Below are 25,480 nucleotides of genomic sequence, written 5' to 3'. Positions count from 1 at the left end.
TTTTTTATAGACCAATACCTTGTTTTAACCTATAAATGCTTCAGAAAAAACTAATCGGTAAAATTTTGAAGTTTGTAGATGCTTTATCCTGGCTTGTCTATTTCGCTTTTATAAGCTCCTATTGTTATGTTGATTTGCTGAAATTCTTATGAGCATGCCAAATAAACATCTTTCATTTATACTCTCGTTTTGTTGCTTTTTATTAGTCTTTAATTGCAACTCTGAAGACATTACATCCTTGTCTGTTGGTGAAGATTTTACCAGTACAAACATTAGAGTACTCTCTATAGACACTTTTGCTGTAGAGCTTTCTACAATGAAGTTTGACTCATTGGTAACTTCTAGTCAAGGACGTTTGTTATTGGGACGTTACAATGATGAACACATTGGTACCGTAAAGGCTTCTGCATATTTAAGAGTACATCCGAGCAGCTATTATGTTAGTGATGATGCTGTGTTAGACAGTGTTGGTCTGTTTTTAGGATACGACCAATACTTTTATAATGATACTACACAAACCTCAACAATTAATGTACATAAGCTTGAAGAAAAGCTAACATCTGATAATGGGTATTTGTACAACATAAGTCATTTTAATTACGAAGCTAACAGTTTAGGCAGTAGAACTTATGAAGCAGAACCCAATGCAGACTCTCTATATGTAACCTTAGATTACAATTTTGGACTGGAAATATTTAATGACATTAAAGATAATCTCATTACAGACAAAGAGTCTCTTTATCAAAAACTAAAAGGATTATACATACAACCTAGCAACACAGACAATAGTGCCATTGTAGGATTTAATACTTCTGATGTTTTTCTTCGTTTTTTCTATTCCATACCAAACGAACTGGAAAATTCTGAATATACATATGATTTTAGCATAGACTCAGAAAGTACAGCTTACTACAATAAAATAGAAAGTGATGTTACGGGTTTGCCTATAGAAGAAATTACATCGCAAGAGTATAATCTAGCAAGTGCCTATAGCAATAATATAAGCTATGGCCAAGCTGGTGTTGGCTATGTAACCCGAATACAATTTCCTACAATAAAAAACATATACGACATCAATGATGAAGGTACAATACTAGAAGCCACATTATATGTAGAACCAGTAGTTGAAGCGCATTCAGAAATACAACCGATTTTTGAAGAATTGTCTTTATACACCGTTGATCAAAACAATAATTTATCGTCTCAAGTAAGTGGTAGCTCAGATTATGTATATGCTTATTTAACCAGTGATGATTCTGAGTACAACAACCAAGTATATTCAATGTCTGTACTGAATTATATAGACAGCAAACTTAATGAAGAACCTGAGGTTGACAATGCACTTATAATGCTTCCTACGGATTATAATAGTACTATAAACAAACTATTACTCAATGACAGAGAAGCTTCAAACTTTAAAACAAAACTCGTTATTACTTATGCCATTTATGAAAAAAATTAAAAGCAGCATCCTTGTAATCGGTCTTGTTTTTAGTGTTGCTATATACAGCCAAACTAATAACCTTACATCAAGTCCATATTCGTTATTTGGCTTGGGTGTAGAAAGCTCCATAAGTACTGGGCGCAACAGTGCCATGGGTAATTCTGGCATTGCACTAGATGCTTCAAACGGATTTAATTTATATAATCCTGCGGCATTTGCTTCTATGGTAGAAGATAATTTTGTCTTAGAATTTGGTGTTACTGCAGAGATGGTTAATATTTCTAATTCGGATATAAACGAATCCAGAAACACTTACAATTTTTCTAATATATCTATTGGTTATAGTAGAGCGAAATATGGAATAGGACTAACACTAAACCCAGCAACCAATATAGGTTACGAACTTATTGGATTAGAAAACAACGTAGAAGGAAGCAATGATATTTTCTATACTAATGTAACTGGTTCTGGTGGTATTAATGAAATGCGTTTGGATTATGGCTATAAACTTACAGACAAGCTAAATCTTGGTGCAAAGTTGTCTTACTTATTTGGTAAGGTTGAAGAAACCGAATCTATAGTTGCGTCTACCAACTATCTAGAAATATATGAAGAGAGTTTTTACAGTGGTGTTCGATTTGGATTGGGTGCTCAATACAATTTGCTAGACACTCATAAATTTGGTGTTACGTTAGATTTTCCAACTAGCTTAGGCGCAACAAAAAACAGCTTGGTTATAAAGTATAATTTAGAATCATCTAGCACATTAGAAGATACTACAGACGAAAGAATAAATAGTTTTGATTTGCCGTTACAACTTGGTTTAGGATATAGTGCAAAATTCAATAATCTTCTATTTACAACAGACTACAATAAAAGATTTTGGTCTAGCACTAATCAAACAGATGCCATTGGAGATTATGTAAATCAGGATATTTTTAGCTTAGGAGCATCTTATAAAAAAAACCCTCAAAGTCGCAACTATTTTGAACGTGTCGATTACAGAATAGGTTTTAATTATAACTCAGGATATTTAAAAATTGATGACACAAAAATTGACAGCTTTAATACGTCTCTAGGTCTTGGCTTGCCAATAGGCAAAAACTCTAGTCTTAATTTTTCATACACGTATAGCAACAAAGGAACAACAGAAGACATACTGGTACAAGAGCGTTCTAATATGTTTAATATCAATTTAACGCTTTCAGATTTGTGGTTTCAAAAGCGAAAGTATCATTAAGAACCACACTTTTAATTCCGTTTTAGTTATTCGTCTTAAAAGCTTCATTGCATTATAATTAATAGTTTAAAAAAATAAATCTGTATAAAACGATGGCATTATAACTTCACAACTATTTAACATCTAAAATCGTACCTTTGCAACTTTGCTAGAATTAAAGAAGAAGGATAACTATTTATGAGCCATTTCGACGAGTCCATTGAAGTAAAAGGAGCCAGAGTTCACAACTTAAAAAATATTGATATTACCATACCAAGAGAAAAACTTGTGGTTATTACAGGTCTTTCGGGTAGTGGTAAATCGTCTTTAGCCTTCGATACTATTTATGCCGAAGGACAACGACGCTACATTGAAACGTTTTCGGCTTATGCCAGACAATTTTTGGGCAGTTTAGAACGTCCAGACGTTGATAAAATTGATGGGCTTTCGCCTGTAATTGCCATTGAGCAAAAAACCACTAGCAAATCACCACGCTCTACTGTTGGTACTATTACAGAAATTTATGACTTTCTGCGTCTTCTGTTTGCCAGAGCTGCAGATGCATACAGTTACGAAACTGGCGAAAAAATGGTGAGCTACAGCGATGAGCAGATCAAAGACCTTATACTAGAATCTTACAATGGCAAACGCATTAATATCTTATCGCCTGTTATTCGTTCGCGTAAAGGTCATTATCGTGAGTTGTTTGAGCAAATTGCCAAACAAGGTTTTGTAAAAGTACGTACCGATGGTGAAATTGTAGATCTTGAAAAAGGCATGAAACTCGATCGTTATAAAACGCACGATATAGAAATTGTTATAGATCGCCTTAAAATTGATAATTCTCAGGACAACGAAAAACGTCTTATGGAGTCTATAAATACAGCCATGTATCATGGTGATGATGTATTAATGGTTATAGACCAAGACACCAATGAGCCACGTTATTTTAGTCGAAATTTAATGTGTCCTTCATCTGGAATTTCGTATCCTAATCCAGAGCCTAATAACTTTTCATTTAACTCACCAAAAGGTGCTTGTCCTAACTGTAACGGTATTGGAGAGCTGTATGTGGTTAATGATAAAAAATTAGTACCAGACGAAACACTATCGATAAAAAATGGTGCTTTGGCACCTCATGGACCTGAGAAAAAAAGCTGGATTTTCAAACAGTTCCATACCATAGCACAACGTTTCGACTTTACATTAAACGATCCTTGGAAAGACATTCCTGAAGAGGCTAAACAAATGATTCTTCATGGTGGAAAAGATAAATTTACTGTAGAAAGTAAATTGCTAGGTGTTGCCAGAGATTACAACATAGATTTTGAAGGTGTTGCTAACTTTATAGAAAACCAATACAAATCAGACTCTACATCTTTAGTTCGTTGGGCTAAAGAATACATGGATAAGGTAGAATGTAATGTATGTGAAGGCTCTCGTTTGCGCAAAGAATCGCTCTACTTCAAGGTTGATGAAAAAAACATTGCAGACCTTGTAAAAATGGATGTTGTAGATTTAGCTGAATGGCTAAAAGATTTAGAAAACAGACTTTCTGAAACACAACGCAAAATTTCTGAAGAAATCATAAAAGAAATAAAAGCGCGTACGCAGTTTTTACTCGATGTTGGCTTAACGTATTTAACGCTTAATCGCAGTTCTAAATCTCTCTCAGGTGGAGAAGCTCAGCGTATTCGTTTGGCTACACAGATTGGCTCACAACTTGTTGGTGTATTATACATCCTGGACGAACCTAGTATTGGACTGCATCAACGCGATAATGAAAAACTTATCAACTCGTTAGTATCGCTTAGAGACGTTGGTAACTCGGTACTTGTTGTAGAACACGACAAAGACATGATAGAACGTGCAGATCATGTTATAGATATAGGTCCTTTTGCAGGTAAACATGGTGGCGAAATCATAAGTGAAGGCACACCAAAAGAGTTGTTATCCTTTAATACGCTTACAGCCGAGTACCTTAATGGAAAAAAAGAAATTGAAGTTCCGAAAGAACGTCGCAAAGGCAATGGTAATAAAATAGTACTTAAAGGCTGTACTGGTAATAATCTAAAAAATGTTGATGTAGAATTTCCATTAGGAAAAATGATAGGAGTTACTGGTGTTTCTGGTAGTGGTAAATCTACTTTAATTAACGAAACCCTCTACCCTATTTTAAATGCACATTTCTTTAATGGTGTTAAAAAACCGATGCCATATAAAAGCATTAAAGGCTTAGAGCATATAGATAAGGTTATAGACATTAACCAATCTCCAATCGGTAGAACTCCAAGAAGTAATCCTGCAACGTACACCAAGACTTTTGATGAAATACGTAAGCTTTTTGCACAAATCCCAGAAGCTATGATTCGTGGTTACAAACCAGGACGCTTTAGTTTTAACGTGGCTGGTGGACGATGCGAAACTTGCCAAGGAGGTGGATTGCGTGTTATAGAAATGAACTTTTTACCAGATGTTTACGTAGAATGTGAAACTTGCCAAGGCAAGCGTTTTAATCGCGAAACATTAGAAATACGATACAAAGGAAAATCGATAAGCGATGTGCTGGACATGACGATTGAAGAAGCTGTAGATTTCTTTGAGCACATTCCAAAAATACACCGAAAGTTAAAAACCATTAAAGATGTTGGTTTAGGCTACGTTACTCTGGGACAACAAAGCACAACGCTTTCTGGTGGAGAAGCACAACGAATTAAGTTAGCTACGGAGCTCAGTAAGCGCGATACTGGTAACACATTTTACATCTTAGACGAACCTACAACAGGTCTTCATTTTGAAGACATTAGAGTTTTAATGAAAGTTCTTAATAAGTTGGTAGACAAAGGAAATACCGTTTTAATTATAGAGCACAACCTCGATGTTATCAAAACTGTAGACTATATTATTGATATTGGTTACGAAGGTGGTAAAGGTGGCGGAAACGTTGTAGCCAAAGGGACTCCAGAGCAAATTATAAAACACAAAAATAGTTATACTGCTAAATTTTTGAAGAAGGAATTGAAATAATACTATATTGTACATCTATAAACTAATATAAAGACATCAAAATATAATATGAGAAAAGAAAGCAAACACAAAGGCTGGAATGAAATAAAAACTAACGACTCTTGGGCAATTTTTAAAATCATGGGAGAGTTTGTTAATGGTTACGAAAAGCTGAGTAAAATAGGTCCATGTGTATCTATATTTGGATCAGCACGTACCAAACCAGACCATAAATACTACCAACTTGCTGTAGATGTAGCTCAAAAAATCGTTGAACATGGTTATGGAGTTATTACAGGTGGTGGACCAGGTATTATGGAAGCTGGTAACAAAGGTGCACACATCGCTGGCGGAACATCTGTTGGTCTTAACATTGAGTTACCTTTTGAACAGCACGACAATCCGTATATAGACAGCGATAAAAGTTTAGACTTTGATTACTTCTTTGTTCGTAAAGTAATGTTTGTAAAATACTCTCAAGGCTTTGTTGTAATGCCTGGAGGATTTGGAACTTTAGACGAGCTTTTTGAAGCAATTACACTTATACAAACTCACAAAATTGAAACATTCCCAATTATACTTGTCGGAAAAGAATTTTGGGGAGGTTTATTTGAATGGGTTAAAAACACTTTATTAGAAGCAGGAAATATTAGTCCTGATGATTTAGACTTAATTCATCTTGTTGATACATCTGATGAAATTATAGAAATATTAAATAATTTCTATAAAGAATACGGCCTAAGCCCTAACTTCTAAGAGACTATCTTCTTTAATGCTATGAAAAAGAAATTGCTAGTTTTTGTGGTTGCTATGCTATTAGCATATCCTAATGTTTCTGCTCAAGAAACATTTAAGGTTATGTTCTATAATCTATTGAACTATCCTTTGGAAGATGCTGTACCAGGACGCGAACAAGATCTTGCTTTTATCTTAGCAGATTATCAACCAGATTTGTTTTTAGTTTGTGAGCTAAATAATATCACTGGCGCTAATAACGTTCTAAATATTACCAGAACTGCTATTAACCCAGATTTTGAAATGGCTACTTACGTATCTAACACATCAGATGATGTTTTTGGAGACCAAAACGATCTACAGAATTTACTGTACTATAATAGTTCTAAATTTAGCATTCAAGAAGAAGTCATTGTCCAAACAGATTTAAGAGATTTTAATGTTTACAAAATAAGATTAAATACTGTAGACCAAGACACAAATCCTGTTGACATTTATGTAATTGTCTGCCACCTAAAAGCTTCTAGTGGTACAGTAAATGCTCAGAGAAGATTTGAGATGGTAACAGAACTAGTGGCTTACCTTGATACTTTGCCAGCAGATGCTAATGTGCTTTTAGGTGGAGATCTTAATCTTTATACAGCTTCTGAAGCTGCTTTTCAAGAACTGTTAAGCGCTAACAACAACATTACTTTTGTAGATCCACCAAACCGTGTTGGTAGCTGGAGTAATAACACTAATTATATTGACGTTTTTACACAATCTACCAGAACACAAACAGGATTAGGTGGTACCACAGGAGGCTTTGATGATCGTTTTGATTTTATCTTAACTTCAGAAAATATGCTTAGCAATGCAGACATTACTTATGTTTCAGATTCTTTTCAGGTTTATGGCAATAATGCGTTAACCACTTGTTATAATAGTGCCATAAACACTGCGAATTGCGGAAGTAGTAATTCAGAATTTTCATTTGAAATTAGAGATGCTTTACACAATTTTAGCGACCACTTACCTGTAACGCTTTCACTAGAAGCAGACGTTACACTTTCAAACAAAAACGATTTTGAAACATCACAAAAAATAGCATTAGAAAAAACCTTAATTAACTCAAATTTAATTGTTTACATAAATTCACCTGAATTTTTAAATCAACCTCTGAACATCTATAACCAACTCGGCCAATTGGTTAAAAAATTACAAACCAACTCTCATCAAAAACAGACATTCAATATCAGCAACCTAAGTAATGGCATATACTATGTTGGGTTTTCTGATTATAATACTAGCCCTTTAAAATTTATTGTTTCGCATTGATAAAAAGAATTTTCATATCATACCTACTTTGTCTTTTTTGTTCATCTGTTTATGGTCAAAATTACATTGACGTTAATGCAAATGTTGATGTTGAAACAAAAACAATTACAATATCTCAAACTATAATCTATAAAAACGAGACAAGAGATAGCTTAAACGAAATTTACCTACACGACTGGAACAACAGTTATTCTACTAAATCTACACCTTTAGCCAAACGTTTTGAAGAAGAGTTTAGCACAAAGTTTCATCTGGCAAAAAGCGAACAACGTGGATTTACACTAATAACTGGCATTACCGATAATAATGACAAGTCTAACCTTAATTTTGAGCATCTAGCTAAACATCCTGATGTATTAAGAGTAAGCTTAAGTAAGGTGCTACTTCCTGGCGAATCGTACAATATAAACTTAAGCTATGCTTTAGTATTACCAGATGCTACATTTACCGATTATGGTATTACCAAGAATAAAGATTTTGAACTAAAATACTGGTACATAACACCTGCAGTTTACGATGGCGAATGGCATTACTACAGCAATAAAAATCTCGATGATCTTTTTATTCCAAAGTCTGATGTAAAAATTACCATTGAACACCCAATCAATTACAGACCAACATCTGAGCTAGATCTGTTATCTGCAGTACCAAACAAAGATACCAAAAGACAGTCAACATTATATTTTGGAAAAGACAGAACGGACACCTACTTAGCGCTTCAAAAGTTTCCAATGTTTCGCTCTGTGCAAACCGATGACTTAATAGTTGTATCTAACATTAACGAAAGTGGTTTACCTGGTCCTGACAAAGCGATTCTTACAGACAAAATCACTAAGTTTCTTATTGAAAACTTAGGAGAATATCCGCATAAAAGACTTTTGGTTTCCAGAATAGATTATGGCAAAAATCCATTGTATGGTCTTAACCAATTACCAGATTTTCTTAGACCTTTTCCAGATCAATTTCAATATGAATTAAAACTGCTAAAAAGCGCCTTAAAGAAATATATAAACAACATATTATTACTTAACCCAAGAAAAGAACATTGGTTGTCTGAAGGGCTTCAAATTTATTACATGATAAAATATGTTGAAGACTATTATCCAGACATGAAGTTATTAGGAACATTGGCTAATGTTTGGGGAATTAGAGCTTTTCATGCTGCAGATGTAGATTTTAATTTTCAGTATTTCTTGTATTCTATGGAAATTGCAAGAAAAAACAGAGATCAACCTTTAACCACATCTAAAGACTCTTTAATAAAATTTAATGCCAATATCGCTGGAAAATACAAAGCTGGTGTGGGTCTTAACTATCTAGACAAGTTTACAGACGATATTGATTTGTCTGAAACAATTACAGAATTTTTAAAACAAAACAGACTAAACCAAAACACTAAAATTTCAGATTTTGAAGCTTTTGTTAATACGAAAACTTCAAAAAATATCGATTGGTTTTTTAACGATTATATAGGTACGCGCAAAAAGATAGATTTCAAAATTAAAAGTGTTGTAACAACAGAAGACTCTATAAAAGTTACTGTAAAAAATAAGCGCAATAACAATATGCCTATTTCGCTTTACAGTATTAGCAACGATTCTGTAATTGGTAAGAAATGGGTAGAAAACATTAAAGGCACAAAAACCATAAACTTACCAAAAAACCAAACCGATAAGTTTGTTTTAGATTATAACAACGTTATACCAGAGTTTAATCAACGTGATAATTACAAATCTGTTAATGGTTCGTTTATAAGCAATAAACCACTTCAGTTTAGGTTATTTAAGGATATTGAAGATCCTTATTACAACCAAGTCTTTTTTATGCCATTGGTTGAGTTTAATAATATCTATGATGGACTAACGTTAGGCACAAAAGTCTATAACAAAACCATATTAAGGAAGCGACTTAACTATAGATTTTCTCCGCAATACGCAACAAAATCTAAATCGTTAACAGGATCTACGTCGATATTTTACACTCACAATATTGAAAACAAAAACTTATACGACATTACTTATGGTATTAATGCTGGTTACCAATCCTTTGCTGAAGATGCATTTTTCACCAGGATTCGCCCTACTTTGTCATTAAGTTTTAGAAATGATAAAGATTTTAGAGCAGATCAAATAGACAATATTACCGCCAGATTTGTAAGTATTAACAGAGATCTGGGCGAAAACGCTACAGTAGAAATCAATGAGCCAGACTATAATGTTTTCAACTTAAGATACACGCATTACAATCCTGGAAGAATTAACTTCTCTAGTTTTAGTTCAGATTTACAATTGGCTAACAACTTTAGCAAGCTTTCCTTGAGTTATGAATTTAGAAAGCTAACACAAGGTAACAGAAATATTAATCTTAGATTATTTGCTGGTATATTTCTTAATAATGACACAGATCCAAGCTCAGACTTTTTTAGTTTTGGTTTAGACCGACCAACAGATTATTTATTTGACCTAAACTACTTAGGCCGCTCAGAAGCTGCTGGCTTATTTAGCCAACAACTTATTATTGCAGATGGTGGTTTTAAGTCTGTGCTAGATACACCTTTTGCAAATCAATGGATGACTACGGCCAACTTTAGCACATCTATATGGAGGTACATTCAAGCTTATGGAGACCTTGGTTTGGTTAAAAATAAATTTGACAGCGCTCATTTTGTATACGACTCTGGTGTAAGGCTCAACTTGGTGGAAGACTATTTTGAATTATATTTCCCGGTTTACTCTAACCTTGGATGGGAAATTGCAGAGCCAAATTACGGAGAGCGCATTCGTTTTATCATTACGGTAGACCCTCAAGTACTTTTAGGTCTATTTAGACGCAAATGGTATTAGCATATTCTTACTCAAATGTTAATTTTTTGAGTTTTTTTAAGCAAAAACCAACAAAAAAGCACTTATGCTGAGAATTATTTAAAATCATACTTATTTCAGCTATTGCACAAAAGGTCGATATTTAGTACATTTGTATCTCCAAAAATTCGACCAATATGAAAATAAATCCCAATACAAAAACAGAAATTACCTTCGAAGATTTTAAAACAGAAGTAATCAGTGATTACAAATTAGCTGTTACAAGTAGAGAATGTAGTCTACTTGGTCGTAGAGAGGTTTTAACTGGTAAAGCTAAGTTTGGGATTTTTGGTGACGGTAAAGAAGTGCCTCAAATTGCTTGGGCAAAAGCTTTTAATAATGGAGATTTTAGATCGGGTTATTACAGAGACCAAACCTTTATGATGGCTATTGGTCAATTAACCATTGAACAATTCTTTGCTGGTCTATATGCAAATACAGACTTAAAAGAAGAGCCAATGTCTGCTGGTCGCCAGATGGGAGGTCATTTTGCAACTCACAGTTTAGACGAAAACGGAAATTGGAAAAATTTAACTGAGCAAAAAAATTCTAGTGCAGACATCTCACCTACTGCTGGTCAAATGCCCAGATTATTAGGTTTAGCTCAGGCTTCTAAAATATATAGAAATGTAGAAGGCATTGACACTACTAACTTTTCTAAAGAAGGAAATGAAATTGCTTGGGGAACTATTGGTAATGCCAGTACAAGTGAAGGGTTATTTTTTGAGACCATAAATGCTGCAGGTGTTTTACAAGTACCTATGGTTATTAGTGTTTGGGATGATGAGTATGGTATTTCCGTACACGCAAAGCATCAAACAACAAAAGAGAATATATCTGAAATCTTAAAAGGATTTCAAAGAGATGATAACAGTAATGGTTACGAAATCTTTAGAGTAAACGGGTGGAACTATGCCGAGTTAATAGACACTTACCAACGTGCAGCAAAAGTGGCAAGAAAAGAACATGTGCCTGTAATGATTCATGTACAAGAGTTAACACAACCACAAGGACATTCTACTTCTGGATCTCACGAACGTTATAAAAATGAAGAACGATTAGCTTGGGAAGCTGAGTACGATTGTAATGCTCAGATGCGTCAATGGATGATTGACAACAATATTGCAACAGACGAAGAGTTAGTTGTCATAGAAAAAGATATTAAAAAAGCTGTAAGAGATGGCAAAAAAGCGGCTTGGTCTTCATTTATAAACCCAATAAAAGAAGAAAAACAAGAAGCATTATCTCTAATAGAAAGTGTAGCCAACACAAGCGCTAACAGTGTTTTTATTTCTAAATTAAAAAATGATTTAGACGCTATAGACGAGCCTTTAAGAAAAGATATACTATCTACAGCTCGTAAAACTTTGCGCTATGTAGTTTCAGAAAATTCTAATGAAAAGTTAGCGCTTCAAAACTGGATAAACAATTATATAGAAAAAATACAACCTAAGTATAGCTCTCACTTATACAGCGAGTCTAAGCATAAAGCAGAATTTCAAAAAGAAATATTACCAACGTACAACGGAGACACTACAGAAGTGGATGGACGTGTAATATTAAGAGATAATTTTGAAGCCATTTTTAATAAGTATCCTGAGGCTTTAGTGTTCGGTGAAGACGCAGGACATATAGGTGATGTTAACCAAGGCTTAGAAGGTTTACAAGAAAAGTTTGGTGAGCTTAGAGTTTCTGATGCAGGTATTAGAGAAGCTACAATTTTAGGACAAGGTATTGGTATGGCAATGAGAGGTCTTAGACCTATTGCAGAGATTCAGTATTTAGATTACATACTATACGCTCTGCAAATAATGAGTGATGATTTGGCTACTGTACAATACAGAACTAAAGGTCGCCAAAAAGCTCCATTAATTGTAAGAACGCGTGGCCATAGACTAGAAGGTATCTGGCACTCTGGATCTCAGATGGGAGGTATCCTTAACCTTATTAGAGGAATACATGTTTTAGTACCTCGTAACATGACTAAAGCTGCTGGTTTTTATAACACTCTTTTAGAAAGTGACGAACCTGCTCTTATCGTGGAGTGTCTTAATGGTTACCGTCTAAAAGAAAAAATGCCGAGTAATATAGGCGAATTTAAAACACCTATTGGAGTTGTAGAAACTATTAAGGAAGGTGAAGATATTACACTTGTATCTTATGGTTCAACACTTCGATTAGTAGAGCAAGCTGCTAAAGAATTGCAAGAAGTTGGAATCGATGCTGAGATTATTGACGTACAGTCTTTATTACCGTTTGATTTAGACCACGACATTGTAAAAAGTGTTGCCAAGACCAATCGTGTTATGGTTATAGACGAAGATGTAAAAGGTGGTGCATCAGCTTACATTTTAGACCAAATATTGAACGAACAAAATGCTTTTCAATATTTAGATAGCCAACCAAAAACATTAGCTGCTAAACCTCACAGACCAGCTTATGGTACAGATGGAGATTACTTTTCCAAACCTTCTGTAGAAGATATATTCGAAGCTGTATATGATGTTATGCACGAAGCAAACCCTTCAGATTTTCCTAAATTGAGATAAATCTTATAGAAATATTAACGCATTCAAAACCATCATTTTTATGATGGTTTTTTTATATTTAAATACTAATATATCTTTCATGCTTACAAAGTCAGATAAATCTCAACTTAGAGGTATAATTTTTCGCCATTTAGATGGCATAGCAACTGCAACATCAGCATTTGCTCTTCATAAAAAAGAAGTATTAAATTACATTTTAGAAAAAGAATCCATAGAGTTAAAAACACTTTCTGAAGTGTTTAGTGCCAATGAAGGATACCTTAATGTAGCACTTAGAATTCTGTGTTCTCAAGGTTGGCTAGAGCAAGACCTTAACAATAAAACCAATACAATTGTTTACAAAATTAATGATAAATCTAAAGCAGCTTTTCAGCTGGTACACCTTTATGAAGATGCCGTAAATCTCTTACGTTATTCTGATAGATTCGCCACCGAAAAAGTGATAAGTACTGATGCTTTTATTGCTCTAGAGCGCATATTTAAAAAGTTTGAAACTAACTTTGGTTTAGACATTTTTAATGAAGATTCTATAGAATATCAAATATACAAGCATATAGAAGGCACCATAGCTGGACCTATCATTGTACTACTAGGTGTTAATGGATTGTTTCACAAATATTTTATGGAAGCTTCTTTTACTGCTGAAGAATATCATAAAGATCCTGAAAGCTTTAAAAAAATCCTGGACTTCTTTGCACATCTAGGATGGTTCAAAAAGAAACGAGACACCTACCAATTTACAGACAAAGGTCTATTTTTTGCAAAGCGTGCAAGTGCTTATGGTGTTACAGTGTCTTATATACCTACATTTCTTCAGCTCGATGAACTTATTTTTGGCAATCCTTTAGTGTTAAAAACAGATTCACCAAACGATACAGAAAAGCATGTGCACCGAGAAATGAATGTTTGGGGAAGCGGAGGAGCACATACTACCTATTTTAAGGTGATTGACAGAGTTATAATTGATTTATTCAACAGACCTATAGATCTGCAACCAAAAGGAATATTAGATATGGGTTGTGGTAATGGTGCATTTATAGAGCATATTTTTAATATTATAGAAAAACAAACTCTAAGAGGAAAAATGCTAGATGACCATCCTTTATTTTTAGTTGGTGCTGACTTTAATAAAGCCGCTTTAAAAGTTACCAGAGCTAACCTTATTTCTGCTGATATTTGGGCAAAGGTTATTTGGGGAGATATTGGCAGACCAGATATTCTAGCATCTGACTTAAAAGAGGATTACAATATAGAACTTCAGGATTTGCTTAACGTAAGAACCTTCTTAGACCACAATCGTATTTGGGAAGCTCCACAAAAAGCATACGATTTTACAAGTACTTCCTCTGGTGCTTATGCTAGTGAAGGAAGTCGCTTAAACAACAACGATGTTGAAGCATCACTATTAGAGCATCTAAGTAAATGGAAGCCTTATGTAGATAAATTTGGTTTGCTAATTATAGAGCTGCATACCATTTCGCCTGAATTGGCTGCCAAAAACATAGGTAAAACTGCGGCCACAGCTTACGATGCAACACACGGTTACAGCGATCAGTATATTGTAGAAGTAGATGTTTTTAGAAGCATAGCCGAAAAAACTGGTTTAATACCAGACGATATGCATTTTGCTAAATTTCCTGATAGCGAACTAGCAACAGTAAGTATTAATCTATTAAAAGGAAAAGACTAAATGCCAGAAAAAAACAAAGACGAAAACAAACCATTAATTACCAGAGACTGGCTAGCTATAGAGCGTACCAAATTAGCTAACGAACGTACGTTTTTAGCTTACTTTAGAACGTTTTTGGTAATTCTCGGAACTGGTGTTACCATCTTAAAATTAGAGTTCTTTTCAGACTTAAAATCTTATGGTATTATCCTTATCATTGTCTCGGCTTTTATATTATGTATTGGTATTTTTAGACTTTTCAAAGTAAGACGTACCATAAGAAATCACTACTAAGTTATCTGTAAAAATGTTTGCCTTTAAATGAAGATTGAATCTATTGTTACCATAAAAAAAGAGCTTAAAGATTTACCTAAAGAAGATTTATTAGAATTATGTCTACGTCTTGGTAAATTCAAAAAAGAAAACAAAGCACTGCTCACCTATTTGTTGTTTGAAGCACATGATGAAGATGGTTATGTAGATAGCGTTAAGTCTTCATTAGATGAATTATTTGAAGGTATAAACACAGATAGTTACTTCTACATGAAAAAGACTATTAGAAAGATTTTGCGTCAAATAAGAGTGTATAGCAGATACTCTAATAAAAAATCTACAGAAGTGGAACTTCTACTCTACTTTTGCGAACAACTCAATGAACTGAGACCATCCATACATAGAAACAAAACACTGAGCAATCTATACGAAAGACAAATTCTGGCTTTAAAGAAAAAAATCAGTGTACTTCATGAAGATTTGCAATACGACTATAATTTACAATTAGAAGCACTACAATAGCTTTTCAATGTAGCACATCTGATATCTTATTATTTTAATCCTGAGTGAATTAAACCAAATTCATTATGTTATTAACCATGCCTAGAGATAATTTTAAAGTAAAACTAACTGAGTCTGAAATTTTAGAACACAACCAAGGCGAGTTATAAATAAAACAAACACTATCAAATAATTACACAGAATCTACACCACTTTTCACCCAGAGATATTCGTAAAATATTTATTTAAAACAACTACTGTTTTAGAACACATACAATTGACTTCAGATACAAAATCTTAACCACTACAAGACATCTGGATTATTAAAAAAAGATAGTCCCTTCCTTCTTATTGTTTCTTTGCTTTTCGGCTGCCTTCGTACATTTCGTATTTAACTAAGCGTGATTCTAATTTTGCGTTAAACACTTTAATTTTTCGAGATGGTCGTAAACCAATGTATTTTAAAGCTTCAAGATTAGATGTTACTAACCATGCATCTGTGTTTGAGTAACCGTGCTTTAGTGTAGCACCAATATCTCCGTAAAACGTTTCTATATTAAGATTCTCTAAACGCTCACCATAAGGTGGATTAAAGACCATATGCAACTTAGCTGTACCTGCCTTTTGGGTTTTAAAGAAATCTTCGTGTTGTATATGTACAAACTCGTCTAAATGCGCATTTTTAATATTGTCTTTTGCCTTTTTTACTGCAGAAGGAGACTTATCATAGCCTAAGATTTTATGATGAAAATCTCGTGTTTTCTTCAAAAGGGATTCTTCTATCTTTTCAAACAAATCTACATCCCAATCTTCCCAACGCTCAAAAGCAAATTCCTTTCGCATTAAGTTTGGTGGAATGTTACACGCAATCATAGCTGCTTCTGCCAAAATAGTACCACTACCACACATAGGATCCATAAAATCTGACTGACCATCCCAACCACTCATTAATATCAATCCTGCTGCCAAAACTTCACTTATTGGAGCAATATTTGTCGCTGTTTTATAGCCTCGTCTATGTAGAGATTCACCAGAAGTATCTAATGAAATTGTACAACGTTGACGATCTATATGCACGTTTATTTTTAAATCTGGAAAACGTAAATCTATATTAGGCCTATTGCCATCTTGCTCTCTAAAACGGTCTACAATAGCATCTTTGGTTTTTAGAGCTGTGTACTTAGAATGCGTAAATACACTGTGATGCACTGTAGCATCTACAGCCAAAGAACCGTCAGATTTTAAGTAGTTTTCCCACTTAATATTTTTTACGTTATTGTATAAATCTTCTTCTCTGGCAACTCTAAAGGATTTTATAGGTTTTAAAATTTTTATTGCTGTACGCAATCCCATGTTAGCTTTGTACATAAAGCCCTTATCACCAACAAAACTTACATTTCTAACACCTTTTTCTACTTGCATTGCTCCAAGTTGTGTTAGCTCTTTTGCTAATATATCTTCAAAACCAAATAAGGTTTTGGCTACCATTTTGAAATTATTGTCCATATAACACGTCAAATAGATTGCAAATTTAAACTATTTTTGCAGGACGTAATATGTTATGACAAATTCAACTAAACAATGGTACGCTTCGTGGTTTGATACACCATACTACCACATACTATACAAGGATAGAGATTACTCTGAAGCTCAGGTTTTTATGGACAACCTCACGAGCTATCTTAACATTCCTGAAGGAGGAAAAATTTTAGATCTGGCTTGTGGTAAAGGCAGGCATTCTATTTATCTCAATACTCTAGGCTTTAATGTTACTGGTGTAGATTTATCTGAACAGAGCATTAAACACGCCAACCAATTTAAAAATGAAACATTAAAGTTTGCTGTGCACGATATGACAAAACCATATCCTGAAACTTTTGATGCTGTCTTTAATTTGTTTACAAGTTTTGGCTACTTTGAGGACGATACCTGTAATCTAAAAACCATAGAGGCCATTAAAGAAGAATTAAACGATTATGGCTTTGGTGTTATAGATTTTTTGAACGTGAACTATGTTACAGAACATCTAGTTGCTGAAGATATAAAAACAGTTGAAGGCATAGACTTTCATCAAAAAAGAAGTGTTAAAGACGGTTATATTGTTAAAGACATTAGTTTTGAAATTAATGGTGAGCATTACGAATTTCAAGAACGTGTAAAAGCATTAACCTTAGACGATTTTAATGCTTTGTTTGAAAAAGCTAATGTACATTTGCTCGATGTTTTTGGAGATTACAAGTTAGGTAAATATCATCCACAAACTTCTGAGCGTTTGATTATGATTTTTAAATAAATGAACAAATATCTTTTCCCTGTTTACGCTATAGTTATTGGTGTTATCATTGCGTTTTTAACTAAAAACAAAAAATCAGTATACACCAAATTATTATTGTCTTTTAGTGGTGCTTTCTTACTTGCACTCACACTTTTTGATTTACTTCCAGAGGTCTATCACCATTTAGAAACCAAACAAACAGGTCTTTTTATAATGTGTGGTATACTGCTTCAAATCATTTTAGAATTTTTTTCTAAAGGTGCTGAGCATGGCCATGTTCATATTCATAAGCAAGACTCGCAGTTTCCTTGGCTACTCTTTTTAAGCTTGTGTATACATAGTTTTTTAGAAGGTTTTCCTATCCATCAACACAATGATATGGTTTATGGAGTGCTAATACACAAAATACCTATTGCTGCCTTATTAACGTCATTTTTGTTACAATCAAAATACACAAAAGGGCAAGCTATTAGTTTTATGCTGGTCTTTGCTGCAATGACACCAATAGGCACATTAATCTCTAACACTACCGCTATAAATGCCAATTTCCTTATGAGCATTAATGCGCTGGTAATCGGTATCTTTTTGCATATTTCTACAACCATTTTGTTTGAAACAGGAGAAGGTCATAAGTTTAATTTATCTAAGCTAGTAGCCATTAGTTTAGGTGTATTTATTGCATACTTTATATAATGTTTAGCAAAGAAGAAAGCCGCTTATTACGACAAGAATTCTGGACCAGTTTTGGAAAATCATTTCCAAGAAAGTGGTTGTTGTATAACACAAAAATCAAAGGGCTTTCTTTTAAATTTCATTTCAATACAAAAAAAGCTTCCATAAGTTTAGACTTAGAAGACGATCTTGAAAACCGAATTAATTGCTGGGAAAAATTAGAAGCACTCAAAAATATACTTCATACAGATTACTTACCAGATGCAATCTACGAGGAAGAATATTATTTAGAAAACGGTAAAGAAATATCGCGTATTTACCTTCCTTTAGAACAGAAAGTATCTATCCATAACAAAAATACATGGAGAGATGTTATGGAATTTTTTAATGTAAACATGATCTTATTCGAAACCTTTTTTGAAGAATATAAGGACATTATAAAAGCGTCGTAAGCACTAAGACTCTTAAATTATAATTAAAAATTCTCTTTTTTTTGTTAATGTGTATCGATTGCAATAATTTTGACCGCTGAAATGAAAAATACCTTTAGAACATATCTGTACCTTACACTAGCATTGTTACTAGGCACTATGTCTAGCTTACATGCTAATGCAGTTAATTCTATTGGTAGTAATCTTACATATTCTAATCAATACGTAGACGATTTAGATGTAGATTCTTTTCAGTACTCTACTATTCATCAAAATTCTGACTTTGATTATTTTGCTGAAGCACCTGAAAAGGAAGAGTCTGAGAATGAAGAATCTTCATCAAAAACAAAATCAGATTCTATAATTTTAAATGCGACAGCATTTATAAATGCGCTTCTTTTTGAAAACTCCTCTAAAGAGCTAGAAAAAAGCGTTTTTAGATCTCCTAATACTATAACCAGAGCTAAATTTAGGTTATACGCAGATTTTCAGGTTTTTATAATATGATACCCTTACGCTTAAGCAAGCTATACAGTTATTGCTAAGCCTTCCAGGAATTTCTTTCCTACAAAAATCGTTACTGCACAGCAGTACGATACTACAATTATATCATATTATAAAATTTCAGAAAAGTGAAAACAAAACTTATTACCACTGTTATTACAGCAGTAACCATTCTATTATTTTCTAGCTGTGAAACAAAAAAAGAAAAGCACGAAGAATCTTCAACATTTTTAGTTACACATCCTGTAAAAAAAGACACTTCAACAACCAAGGATTATGTAAGCCAGATTCATTCTATAAGGCATATAGAACTTAGAGCTTTAGAAAAAGGTTACCTAAAAAACATCTATGTAGACGAAGGTCAGTTTGTAAAAAAAGGGCAAAAAATGTTTCAGATAATGCCTAATATTTATGAAGCAGAACTCAACAAAGCAAAAGCAGAATCTCATGTTGCCGAAATAGAATTACAAAACACACAGCTACTTGCAGATGGTAATGTAGTATCGCCTAACGAGCTTGCAATGGCTAAAGCCAAGCTAGACAAAGCCAATGCTGAAGTTGCTCTGGCTCAGACTCACTTAGGATTTACCAATGTAAAAGCCCCTTTTGATGGTATTATGGACCATCTAGAAGCCAGAGAAGGCAGTCTATTAGATGAAGGCGAATTGCTCACTACATTATCAGACAATAGTAAAATGTGGGTATATTTTAATGTTCCAGAAGCTGAGTATCTAGATTACATTACCAGCAAAGACAAAGACAACAAACAAGAAGTAACTCTATTAATGGCTAATAACAAACCGTTTAACCAAACAGGTGTTGTTGAAACTATTGAAGGAGAATTTAACAACCAAACAGGTAATATTGCATTTAGAGCAACGTTTCCAAATCCTGATGGTATTTTAAGACATGGCGAAACAGGTAGTATACTTATGACAGTGCCTCACAAGGATGCTATTATAATTCCACAAAAAGCAACGTTTGAAATACTAGACAAAACCTTTGTATTTGTTATAGACAAAAACAATACAGTTATACAAAAGCAAATAAGTATTGCTGCAGAACTACCTCACCTTTTTATTGTAGACAAAGGACTCTCTGAAAACGATACCATACTTCTAGAAGGTATAAGGATGGTAAAAAACAAGGAAAAGATTAAAACCGAAATGGTGAATCCTACCGAAGTTTTATCGCATCTAGAATTATACGCAGAGTAACAAAAATCTACAAACATTATGTTTAAACAATTTATAAAAAGACCCGTTTTGGCAATTGTCATTTCGGTAATCATATTATTTATTGGAGGGCTTTCTATAAAGCAATTGCCAATATCGCAATTTCCACAAATTGCACCAACAACTGTAAACATCTTCATAGCCTATCCAGGTTCTAGTGCAGATGTATTAGTAAAATCTACATTAATACCCTTAGAAACAGCCATAAATGGCGTGCAAGGTATGCGTTATATTGCCTCTGATGCCACAAGTGCAGGAGAAGGTACATTACGTATTATTTTTGATCCTGGTACAGATCCTAATGAAGCGGTTGTAAGGGTAAAAACAAGAGTAGATCAGGTAATGCCGTTGTTACCAGAACTGGTACAGCGTGAGGGTGTTATTATTACACCTGTACAGCCAAGTATGCTAATGTATGTAAACCTGTTTAGCGACGACGATCATACAGACGAAAAATTCTTATACAACTACGCTTACACCAAAATTGTCCCAGAAATACAGCGTATTAAGGGTATTGCTAGTGCCAAAATACTAGGAAGTAGAAAATACGCTATGCGTGTTTGGCTAAAGCCAGATCGAATGCGTGCTTATAAAATATCGGCAGAAGAAGTTTTAGAAGCTATGGATGAGCAAAGTATTATTGCGCGTCCTGGTCGTTTGGGTAGAAGTTCTGGTATTAAAGCACAATCTTTAGAATACGTACTTACGTATCAAGGTAGGTATAATGAGCCAGATGATTACAAAGACATTATTATAAAAGCCAACGAAGAAGGCGAAATATTGCGATTAAAAGATATCGCAGATGTAGAATTAGGTAGTGAGTTTTTTGACATCTACTCTAATTTAGACGGAAAACCCTCTGCCTCTATTGTATTAAAACAAACCTTTGGCAGTAACGGTAGTGATGTTATTGATGCTGTAAAAGAAAAGTTAACCGAACTAAAAGAAGATCTTCCTCCAGGAATAAGTTATAAAATAAGCTATGATGTCTCTAACTTTTTAGATGCTTCTATAGAACAAGTTGTGCATACATTAAGAGATGCATTCTTTCTTGTTGCCATTGTTGTATTTATATTTTTAGGAGACTGGCGTTCTACTCTTATTCCAATTATTGCAGTTCCTGTGTCGCTTATTGGCGCCTTCTTTATTATGCAATTGTTTGGTTTATCTATCAACCTAATTACATTGTTTGCTTTAGTATTAGCCATTGGTATTGTGGTAGATGATGCTATTGTTGTAGTAGAAGCTGTGCACGCCAAAATGGAAGAAGAACATCTCAGTCCGTTTGAAGCCGTTAAAAGTGTTGTTGGAGAAATTGGTGGTGCCATTATTGCCATTACATTAGTTATGGTATCTGTATTTGTACCTATTTCTTTTATGACAGGACCTGTTGGTGTGTTCTACAGACAGTTCTCTATTACTATGGCTGGTTCTATAATTATTTCAGCATTAGTAGCACTTACACTTACGCCTGTACTATGTGCTATGTTACTAAAACACAATCATGGCAAAAAGAAAAAATCACTAATAGATCGTTTTATAGATTGGTTCAACAGAGGATTTGAACGCCTTACAGGACGCTATGTAAAAGTGTTAAATAAAATTGTAGCACGTAGAGTATTAACCTTTGGTATACTAGCTGTGTTTTGTGCTGGTATCTTCTTCACAAACAAAGTATTGCCAGCAGGTTTTATTCCAAACGAAGACCAAGGAATGATCTATGCTATTATTCAGACACCTCCTGGAGCTACTTTAGAGCGTACTAATGAAGTGGCAAAAAAACTTCAAAAGATTTGTGAAGAAACTGAAGGTGTACAATCGGTATCATCTTTAGCTGGATATGAAATTATGACTGAAGGTCGAGGTTCTAACGCAGGTACATGTTTAATTAACTTAAAACCATGGTCAGAGCGTCATCATTCGGTACACGAAATCATGGAAGAGCTTGAAGAAGAAACCAAAAACCTTGGAGCTGTAATAGAATATTTTGAACCACCTGCTGTACCTGGATTTGGATCTTCTGGAGGTTTTTCAATGCGTCTATTAGACAAAACAAACTCTACCGATTATCACGAGTTTGAGAAAATAAATAACAATTTCATGGATGCGCTTAGAGCTCGCAAAGAAATTACTGGGTTGTTTACATTTTATGCTGCAAATTATCCGCAATACGAGATAAAAATAAACAACAAAGTTGCCATGCAAAAAGGGGTTTCTATTGGTAAAGCTATGGAAAACCTAAACATCCTAATTGGTAGTACTTACGAGCAAGGTTTTATTAAATACGGTAGATTCTTTAAAGTATACACACAAGCTGCACCAGAGTACAGAGCATTGCCTACAGATTTAGATAAACTTTTTGTTAAGAATGAAGAGGGAGATATGGTTCCGTATTCGTCGTTTATGACCTTAGAAAAAAAATTAGGACCAAACGAAATAACACGTTACAACCTTTACAATTCAGCAGCAATTAGAGGGTTACCTGCTGCAGGTTACACCAGTGGAGATGCCATTAAAGCCATACAAGAAGTGGCTGAAGCTACTCTACCAAGAGGATACGATGTTGCTTGGGAAGGCCTATCTTATGATGAAGCATCTCGTGGCAACGAGTCTATTTACATTTTTGTAGTAGTACTCATCTTCGTTTATTTGGTTTTAGCAGCACAATACGAAAGTTTCCTTTTACCACTCGCTGTAATTCTATCATTACCTGTTGGTATTTTTGGTTCGTTCTTTTTATTAAAAGTTATGGGACTTGCCAATGATATTTATGCCCAAATAGGTATAATAATGCTTGTTGGACTACTAGGAAAAAATGCGGTGCTTATTGTAGAATTTGCGGTACAAAAACGGAGTCAAGGGTCCACAATTTTAGAAGCCGCTATTGAAGGTGCCAAAGCACGTTTTAGACCTATATTAATGACTTCATTTGCTTTTATAGCTGGTTTAATTCCTTTAATTATTGCCTCTGGTGCTGGTGCAATTGGTAACAGAACCATTGGTGGTTCTTCGCTTGGTGGTATGCTTTTAGGAACATTGTTTGGTGTTTTAATAATTCCTGGGTTGTATTACATTTTTGGTAAAATGGCAGATGGAAAAAGTCTTATTAAGGACGAAAAAGACCAACCACTTTCTGAAGAGTTCATTGAAAAAAGTGAAGCAGAAGACCAAACCAAAATTAATACCGAAAGTATTAACAGACTTCAAAAATTACTCAACAAATTAAGAAAAAACAACAAAGATGAATAACTATAAATTGTTTAAATCAAAGCCTCTTAAGCTTTTTGTCTTGGTCGCTGTTTTAATCTTAAGCTCATGTGTACCTACACAAAATACCATACGAGAAGAGAATAAAACTGTACCAGAACATTTTCTAAATAAAGAGACAGATACCACTAATTCTGCACAGATAAAATGGCGCGATTTTTTTTCTGATGATAACCTGATAGCATTGATAGATACTGCATTGGTAAACAATCAGGAACTAAACATTATGTTACAACAAATTGCCATTGCTAATAACGAAGTACAAATCCGCAAAGGAGAATACCTTCCGTTTGTAAATATTTACGCTGGTGCTGAAGTAGAAAAAGTTGGCGAATACACCAGAAATGGTGCTGTAGAACATAACCTAGACATTCGTGAAAATGAAGAATTTCCAGAACCTCTTTCAAATTTCACAGCAGGTCTTTCCGCGACTTGGGAACTAGACGTTTGGAAAAAACTAAGAAACGGCAAAAAGGCTGCAGTATTAGAATACCTAAGCACTATTGAAGGCAAAAACTTTATGATTACAAATTTAGTTGCTGAAATTGCAAGTTCGTATTACGAGCTTTTAGCCTTAGACAACCAACTTAGCATCATAGAGCAAAACTTAGAAATTCAGCAAAATGCATTAAAAATGGTAAGACTTCAAAAGCAAGCAGCAAGAGCAACACAACTCGCTGTGAGACGCTTTGAAGCTGAAGTTTTAAAAAACCAAAGCAATAAGTACACCATACAACAGCAAATTGTTGAAACCGAAAACAAGATTAACTTTCTAATTGGTCGTTTTCCTCAGCCCATAACCAGAGATGCAAATAGTTTTGTAGAACAAAACATCAATACCATCTATGCTGGTATTCCGTCTCAATTATTAGCAAACAGACCAGATATTAAGCAAGCTGAGTACGAATTGGAAGCCTCTAAACTCAATGTAAAAATTGCCAGAGCAAACTTCTACCCTTCTATTGGTATAAAAGCAGGAGTAGGTTTAGAAGCCTTTAAACCAAAATATATTGTAGACACACCACAATCTTTATTATATAATTTGGTTGGCGATGCCGTTGCACCATTAATTAACAGAAATGCTATAAAAGCGGAATACAAAACAGCCAACAACCGACAATTACAAGCTGTATTTGAATATGAAAAAGCAATCTTAAATGGTTATATAGAAGTTGCAAATGAGCTTTCTAACATTAACAACCTAAAAGAAAGCTACAAACTTAAAGAGCAGCAAGTTGAAGCGCTTACAGAGTCTATAGATTTATCCATAAAGCTGTTTAAATCTGCCAGAGCAGAATATACCGAAGTGTTATTAACACAACGTGAAGCTTTAGATTCTAAAATAGAGATTATAGAAACCAAAAGAGATCAGTTTTTAGCCAACATAAAGCTATATCAAGCTTTAGGTGGTGGCTGGAACTAACCCTTAATACCCTTAATTAATTTCATAAGCCATTCTGCAATTCGTTGTAGAGTGGCTTTTTTTATTACACTTTCATTTATCTCCACAAATTCACAAATA

18 protein-coding genes are annotated in these 25,480 nt (G+C 34.1%); 17 read left to right on the top strand and 1 reads right to left on the bottom strand.

Annotation, left to right across the window (positions count from 1 at the left end):
* The first annotated feature begins 154 nt into the window (after positions 1–154).
* From P7122_RS15035 to P7122_RS14990, 10 genes are all read left to right on the top strand, one after another.
* A complete protein-coding gene (locus P7122_RS15035) occupies positions 155–1,462 on the top strand; it encodes a DUF4270 family protein (RefSeq protein WP_278006624.1) in 1,308 nt (435 codons plus the stop codon).
* A complete protein-coding gene (gene bamG / locus P7122_RS15030) occupies positions 1,449–2,684 on the top strand; it encodes a BamG family beta-barrel-assembly machinery protein (protein ID WP_278006623.1) in 1,236 nt (411 codons plus the stop codon). The genes P7122_RS15035 and bamG overlap by 14 nt, the downstream gene beginning before the upstream one ends.
* Before the next feature lie 177 nt (positions 2,685–2,861).
* On the top strand, positions 2,862–5,690 hold the full coding sequence (uvrA, locus tag P7122_RS15025; RefSeq protein WP_278006622.1) for an excinuclease ABC subunit UvrA: 2,829 nt from the start codon (positions 2,862–2,864) through the stop codon (positions 5,688–5,690).
* A 48-nt stretch (positions 5,691–5,738) separates the two neighbouring features.
* Entirely contained in the window at positions 5,739–6,425 is a 687-nt protein-coding gene (locus P7122_RS15020; protein ID WP_278006621.1) for an LOG family protein, read from the top strand.
* 21 nt (positions 6,426–6,446) lie between these two features.
* A complete protein-coding gene (locus tag P7122_RS15015; RefSeq protein WP_278006620.1) occupies positions 6,447–7,721 on the top strand; it encodes a T9SS type A sorting domain-containing protein in 1,275 nt (424 codons plus the stop codon).
* Positions 7,718–10,564: a gluzincin family metallopeptidase gene (locus P7122_RS15010; RefSeq protein ID WP_278006619.1), complete on the top strand. Its 2,847-nt coding sequence runs from the start codon at positions 7,718–7,720 to the stop codon at positions 10,562–10,564. The genes P7122_RS15015 and P7122_RS15010 overlap by 4 nt, the downstream gene beginning before the upstream one ends.
* 155 nt (positions 10,565–10,719) lie before the next feature.
* Positions 10,720–13,131 carry an alpha-ketoacid dehydrogenase subunit alpha/beta gene (locus P7122_RS15005; RefSeq protein ID WP_278006618.1) on the top strand — a complete coding sequence of 804 codons (2,412 nt, stop codon included), beginning with the start codon at positions 10,720–10,722 and terminating at the stop codon, positions 13,129–13,131.
* Between the two features lie 79 nt (positions 13,132–13,210).
* Positions 13,211–14,821 carry a class I SAM-dependent methyltransferase gene (locus tag P7122_RS15000; RefSeq protein WP_278006617.1) on the top strand — a complete coding sequence of 537 codons (1,611 nt, stop codon included), beginning with the start codon at positions 13,211–13,213 and terminating at the stop codon, positions 14,819–14,821.
* Positions 14,822–15,094, top strand: coding sequence for a DUF202 domain-containing protein (locus P7122_RS14995; RefSeq protein WP_278006616.1), 273 nt, complete (start codon positions 14,822–14,824; stop codon positions 15,092–15,094).
* A 27-nt stretch (positions 15,095–15,121) separates the two neighbouring features.
* On the top strand, positions 15,122–15,595 hold the full coding sequence (locus P7122_RS14990) for a hypothetical protein (RefSeq protein ID WP_278006615.1): 474 nt from the start codon (positions 15,122–15,124) through the stop codon (positions 15,593–15,595).
* Between the two features lie 327 nt (positions 15,596–15,922).
* On the opposite strand, the gene P7122_RS14985 is transcribed toward P7122_RS14990, so the two are convergent.
* Complete coding sequence (locus tag P7122_RS14985; protein ID WP_278006614.1) at positions 15,923–17,080, bottom strand: THUMP domain-containing class I SAM-dependent RNA methyltransferase; 1,158 nt, start codon at positions 17,078–17,080, stop codon at positions 15,923–15,925.
* Between the two features lie 55 nt (positions 17,081–17,135).
* On the opposite strand from P7122_RS14985, the gene P7122_RS14980 reads away from it, so the two are divergent.
* From P7122_RS14980 to P7122_RS14950, 7 genes are all read left to right on the top strand, one after another.
* A complete protein-coding gene (locus tag P7122_RS14980) occupies positions 17,136–17,867 on the top strand; it encodes a class I SAM-dependent methyltransferase (RefSeq protein WP_278006613.1) in 732 nt (243 codons plus the stop codon).
* Positions 17,868–18,542, top strand: coding sequence for a ZIP family metal transporter (locus tag P7122_RS14975; protein ID WP_278006612.1), 675 nt, complete (start codon positions 17,868–17,870; stop codon positions 18,540–18,542).
* Positions 18,542–18,973 carry a DUF4268 domain-containing protein gene (locus P7122_RS14970; RefSeq protein ID WP_278006611.1) on the top strand — a complete coding sequence of 144 codons (432 nt, stop codon included), beginning with the start codon at positions 18,542–18,544 and terminating at the stop codon, positions 18,971–18,973. The genes P7122_RS14975 and P7122_RS14970 overlap by 1 nt, the downstream gene beginning before the upstream one ends.
* An 81-nt stretch (positions 18,974–19,054) precedes the next feature.
* On the top strand, positions 19,055–19,459 hold the full coding sequence (locus tag P7122_RS14965) for a hypothetical protein (RefSeq protein ID WP_278006610.1): 405 nt from the start codon (positions 19,055–19,057) through the stop codon (positions 19,457–19,459).
* Positions 19,460–19,584: 125 nt separating this feature from the next.
* Positions 19,585–20,673 carry an efflux RND transporter periplasmic adaptor subunit gene (locus P7122_RS14960; RefSeq protein WP_278006609.1) on the top strand — a complete coding sequence of 363 codons (1,089 nt, stop codon included), beginning with the start codon at positions 19,585–19,587 and terminating at the stop codon, positions 20,671–20,673.
* 18 nt (positions 20,674–20,691) lie between these two features.
* Positions 20,692–23,940, top strand: coding sequence for an efflux RND transporter permease subunit (locus P7122_RS14955; protein ID WP_278006608.1), 3,249 nt, complete (start codon positions 20,692–20,694; stop codon positions 23,938–23,940).
* Complete coding sequence (locus P7122_RS14950; RefSeq protein ID WP_278006607.1) at positions 23,933–25,381, top strand: TolC family protein; 1,449 nt, start codon at positions 23,933–23,935, stop codon at positions 25,379–25,381. Before P7122_RS14955 ends, P7122_RS14950 begins: the two co-directional genes overlap by 8 nt.
* Positions 25,382–25,480: the final 99 nt, after the last annotated feature.

The sequence above is a fragment of the Winogradskyella marincola genome (assembly GCF_029624125.1).
Taxonomy (GTDB): Bacteria; Bacteroidota; Bacteroidia; order Flavobacteriales; family Flavobacteriaceae; genus Winogradskyella; species Winogradskyella marincola.
Note: the sequence above shows the minus strand (reverse complement) of the source record. Positions and strands in the feature narration are given on the sequence as shown.

Bases quoted from the DNA above. Each gene is read 5' to 3' on its own strand.
- P7122_RS15035 (WP_278006624.1), top strand. From the start codon at position 155: ATGCCAAATAAACATCTTTCATTTATACTCTCGTTTTGTTGCTTTTTA.
- bamG (WP_278006623.1), top strand. From the start codon at position 1,449: ATGAAAAAAATTAAAAGCAGCATCCTTGTAATCGGTCTTGTTTTTAGT.
- uvrA (WP_278006622.1), top strand. From the start codon at position 2,862: ATGAGCCATTTCGACGAGTCCATTGAAGTAAAAGGAGCCAGAGTTCAC.
- P7122_RS15020 (WP_278006621.1), top strand. From the start codon at position 5,739: ATGAGAAAAGAAAGCAAACACAAAGGCTGGAATGAAATAAAAACTAAC.
- P7122_RS15015 (WP_278006620.1), top strand. From the start codon at position 6,447: ATGAAAAAGAAATTGCTAGTTTTTGTGGTTGCTATGCTATTAGCATAT.
- P7122_RS15005 (WP_278006618.1), top strand. From the start codon at position 10,720: ATGAAAATAAATCCCAATACAAAAACAGAAATTACCTTCGAAGATTTT.
- P7122_RS15000 (WP_278006617.1), top strand. From the start codon at position 13,211: ATGCTTACAAAGTCAGATAAATCTCAACTTAGAGGTATAATTTTTCGC.
- P7122_RS14995 (WP_278006616.1), top strand. From the start codon at position 14,822: ATGCCAGAAAAAAACAAAGACGAAAACAAACCATTAATTACCAGAGAC.
- P7122_RS14990 (WP_278006615.1), top strand. From the start codon at position 15,122: ATGAAGATTGAATCTATTGTTACCATAAAAAAAGAGCTTAAAGATTTA.
- P7122_RS14985 (WP_278006614.1), bottom strand. From the start codon at position 17,080: ATGGACAATAATTTCAAAATGGTAGCCAAAACCTTATTTGGTTTTGAA.
- P7122_RS14980 (WP_278006613.1), top strand. From the start codon at position 17,136: ATGACAAATTCAACTAAACAATGGTACGCTTCGTGGTTTGATACACCA.
- P7122_RS14975 (WP_278006612.1), top strand. From the start codon at position 17,868: ATGAACAAATATCTTTTCCCTGTTTACGCTATAGTTATTGGTGTTATC.
- P7122_RS14970 (WP_278006611.1), top strand. From the start codon at position 18,542: ATGTTTAGCAAAGAAGAAAGCCGCTTATTACGACAAGAATTCTGGACC.
- P7122_RS14965 (WP_278006610.1), top strand. From the start codon at position 19,055: ATGAAAAATACCTTTAGAACATATCTGTACCTTACACTAGCATTGTTA.
- P7122_RS14955 (WP_278006608.1), top strand. From the start codon at position 20,692: ATGTTTAAACAATTTATAAAAAGACCCGTTTTGGCAATTGTCATTTCG.
- P7122_RS14950 (WP_278006607.1), top strand. From the start codon at position 23,933: ATGAATAACTATAAATTGTTTAAATCAAAGCCTCTTAAGCTTTTTGTC.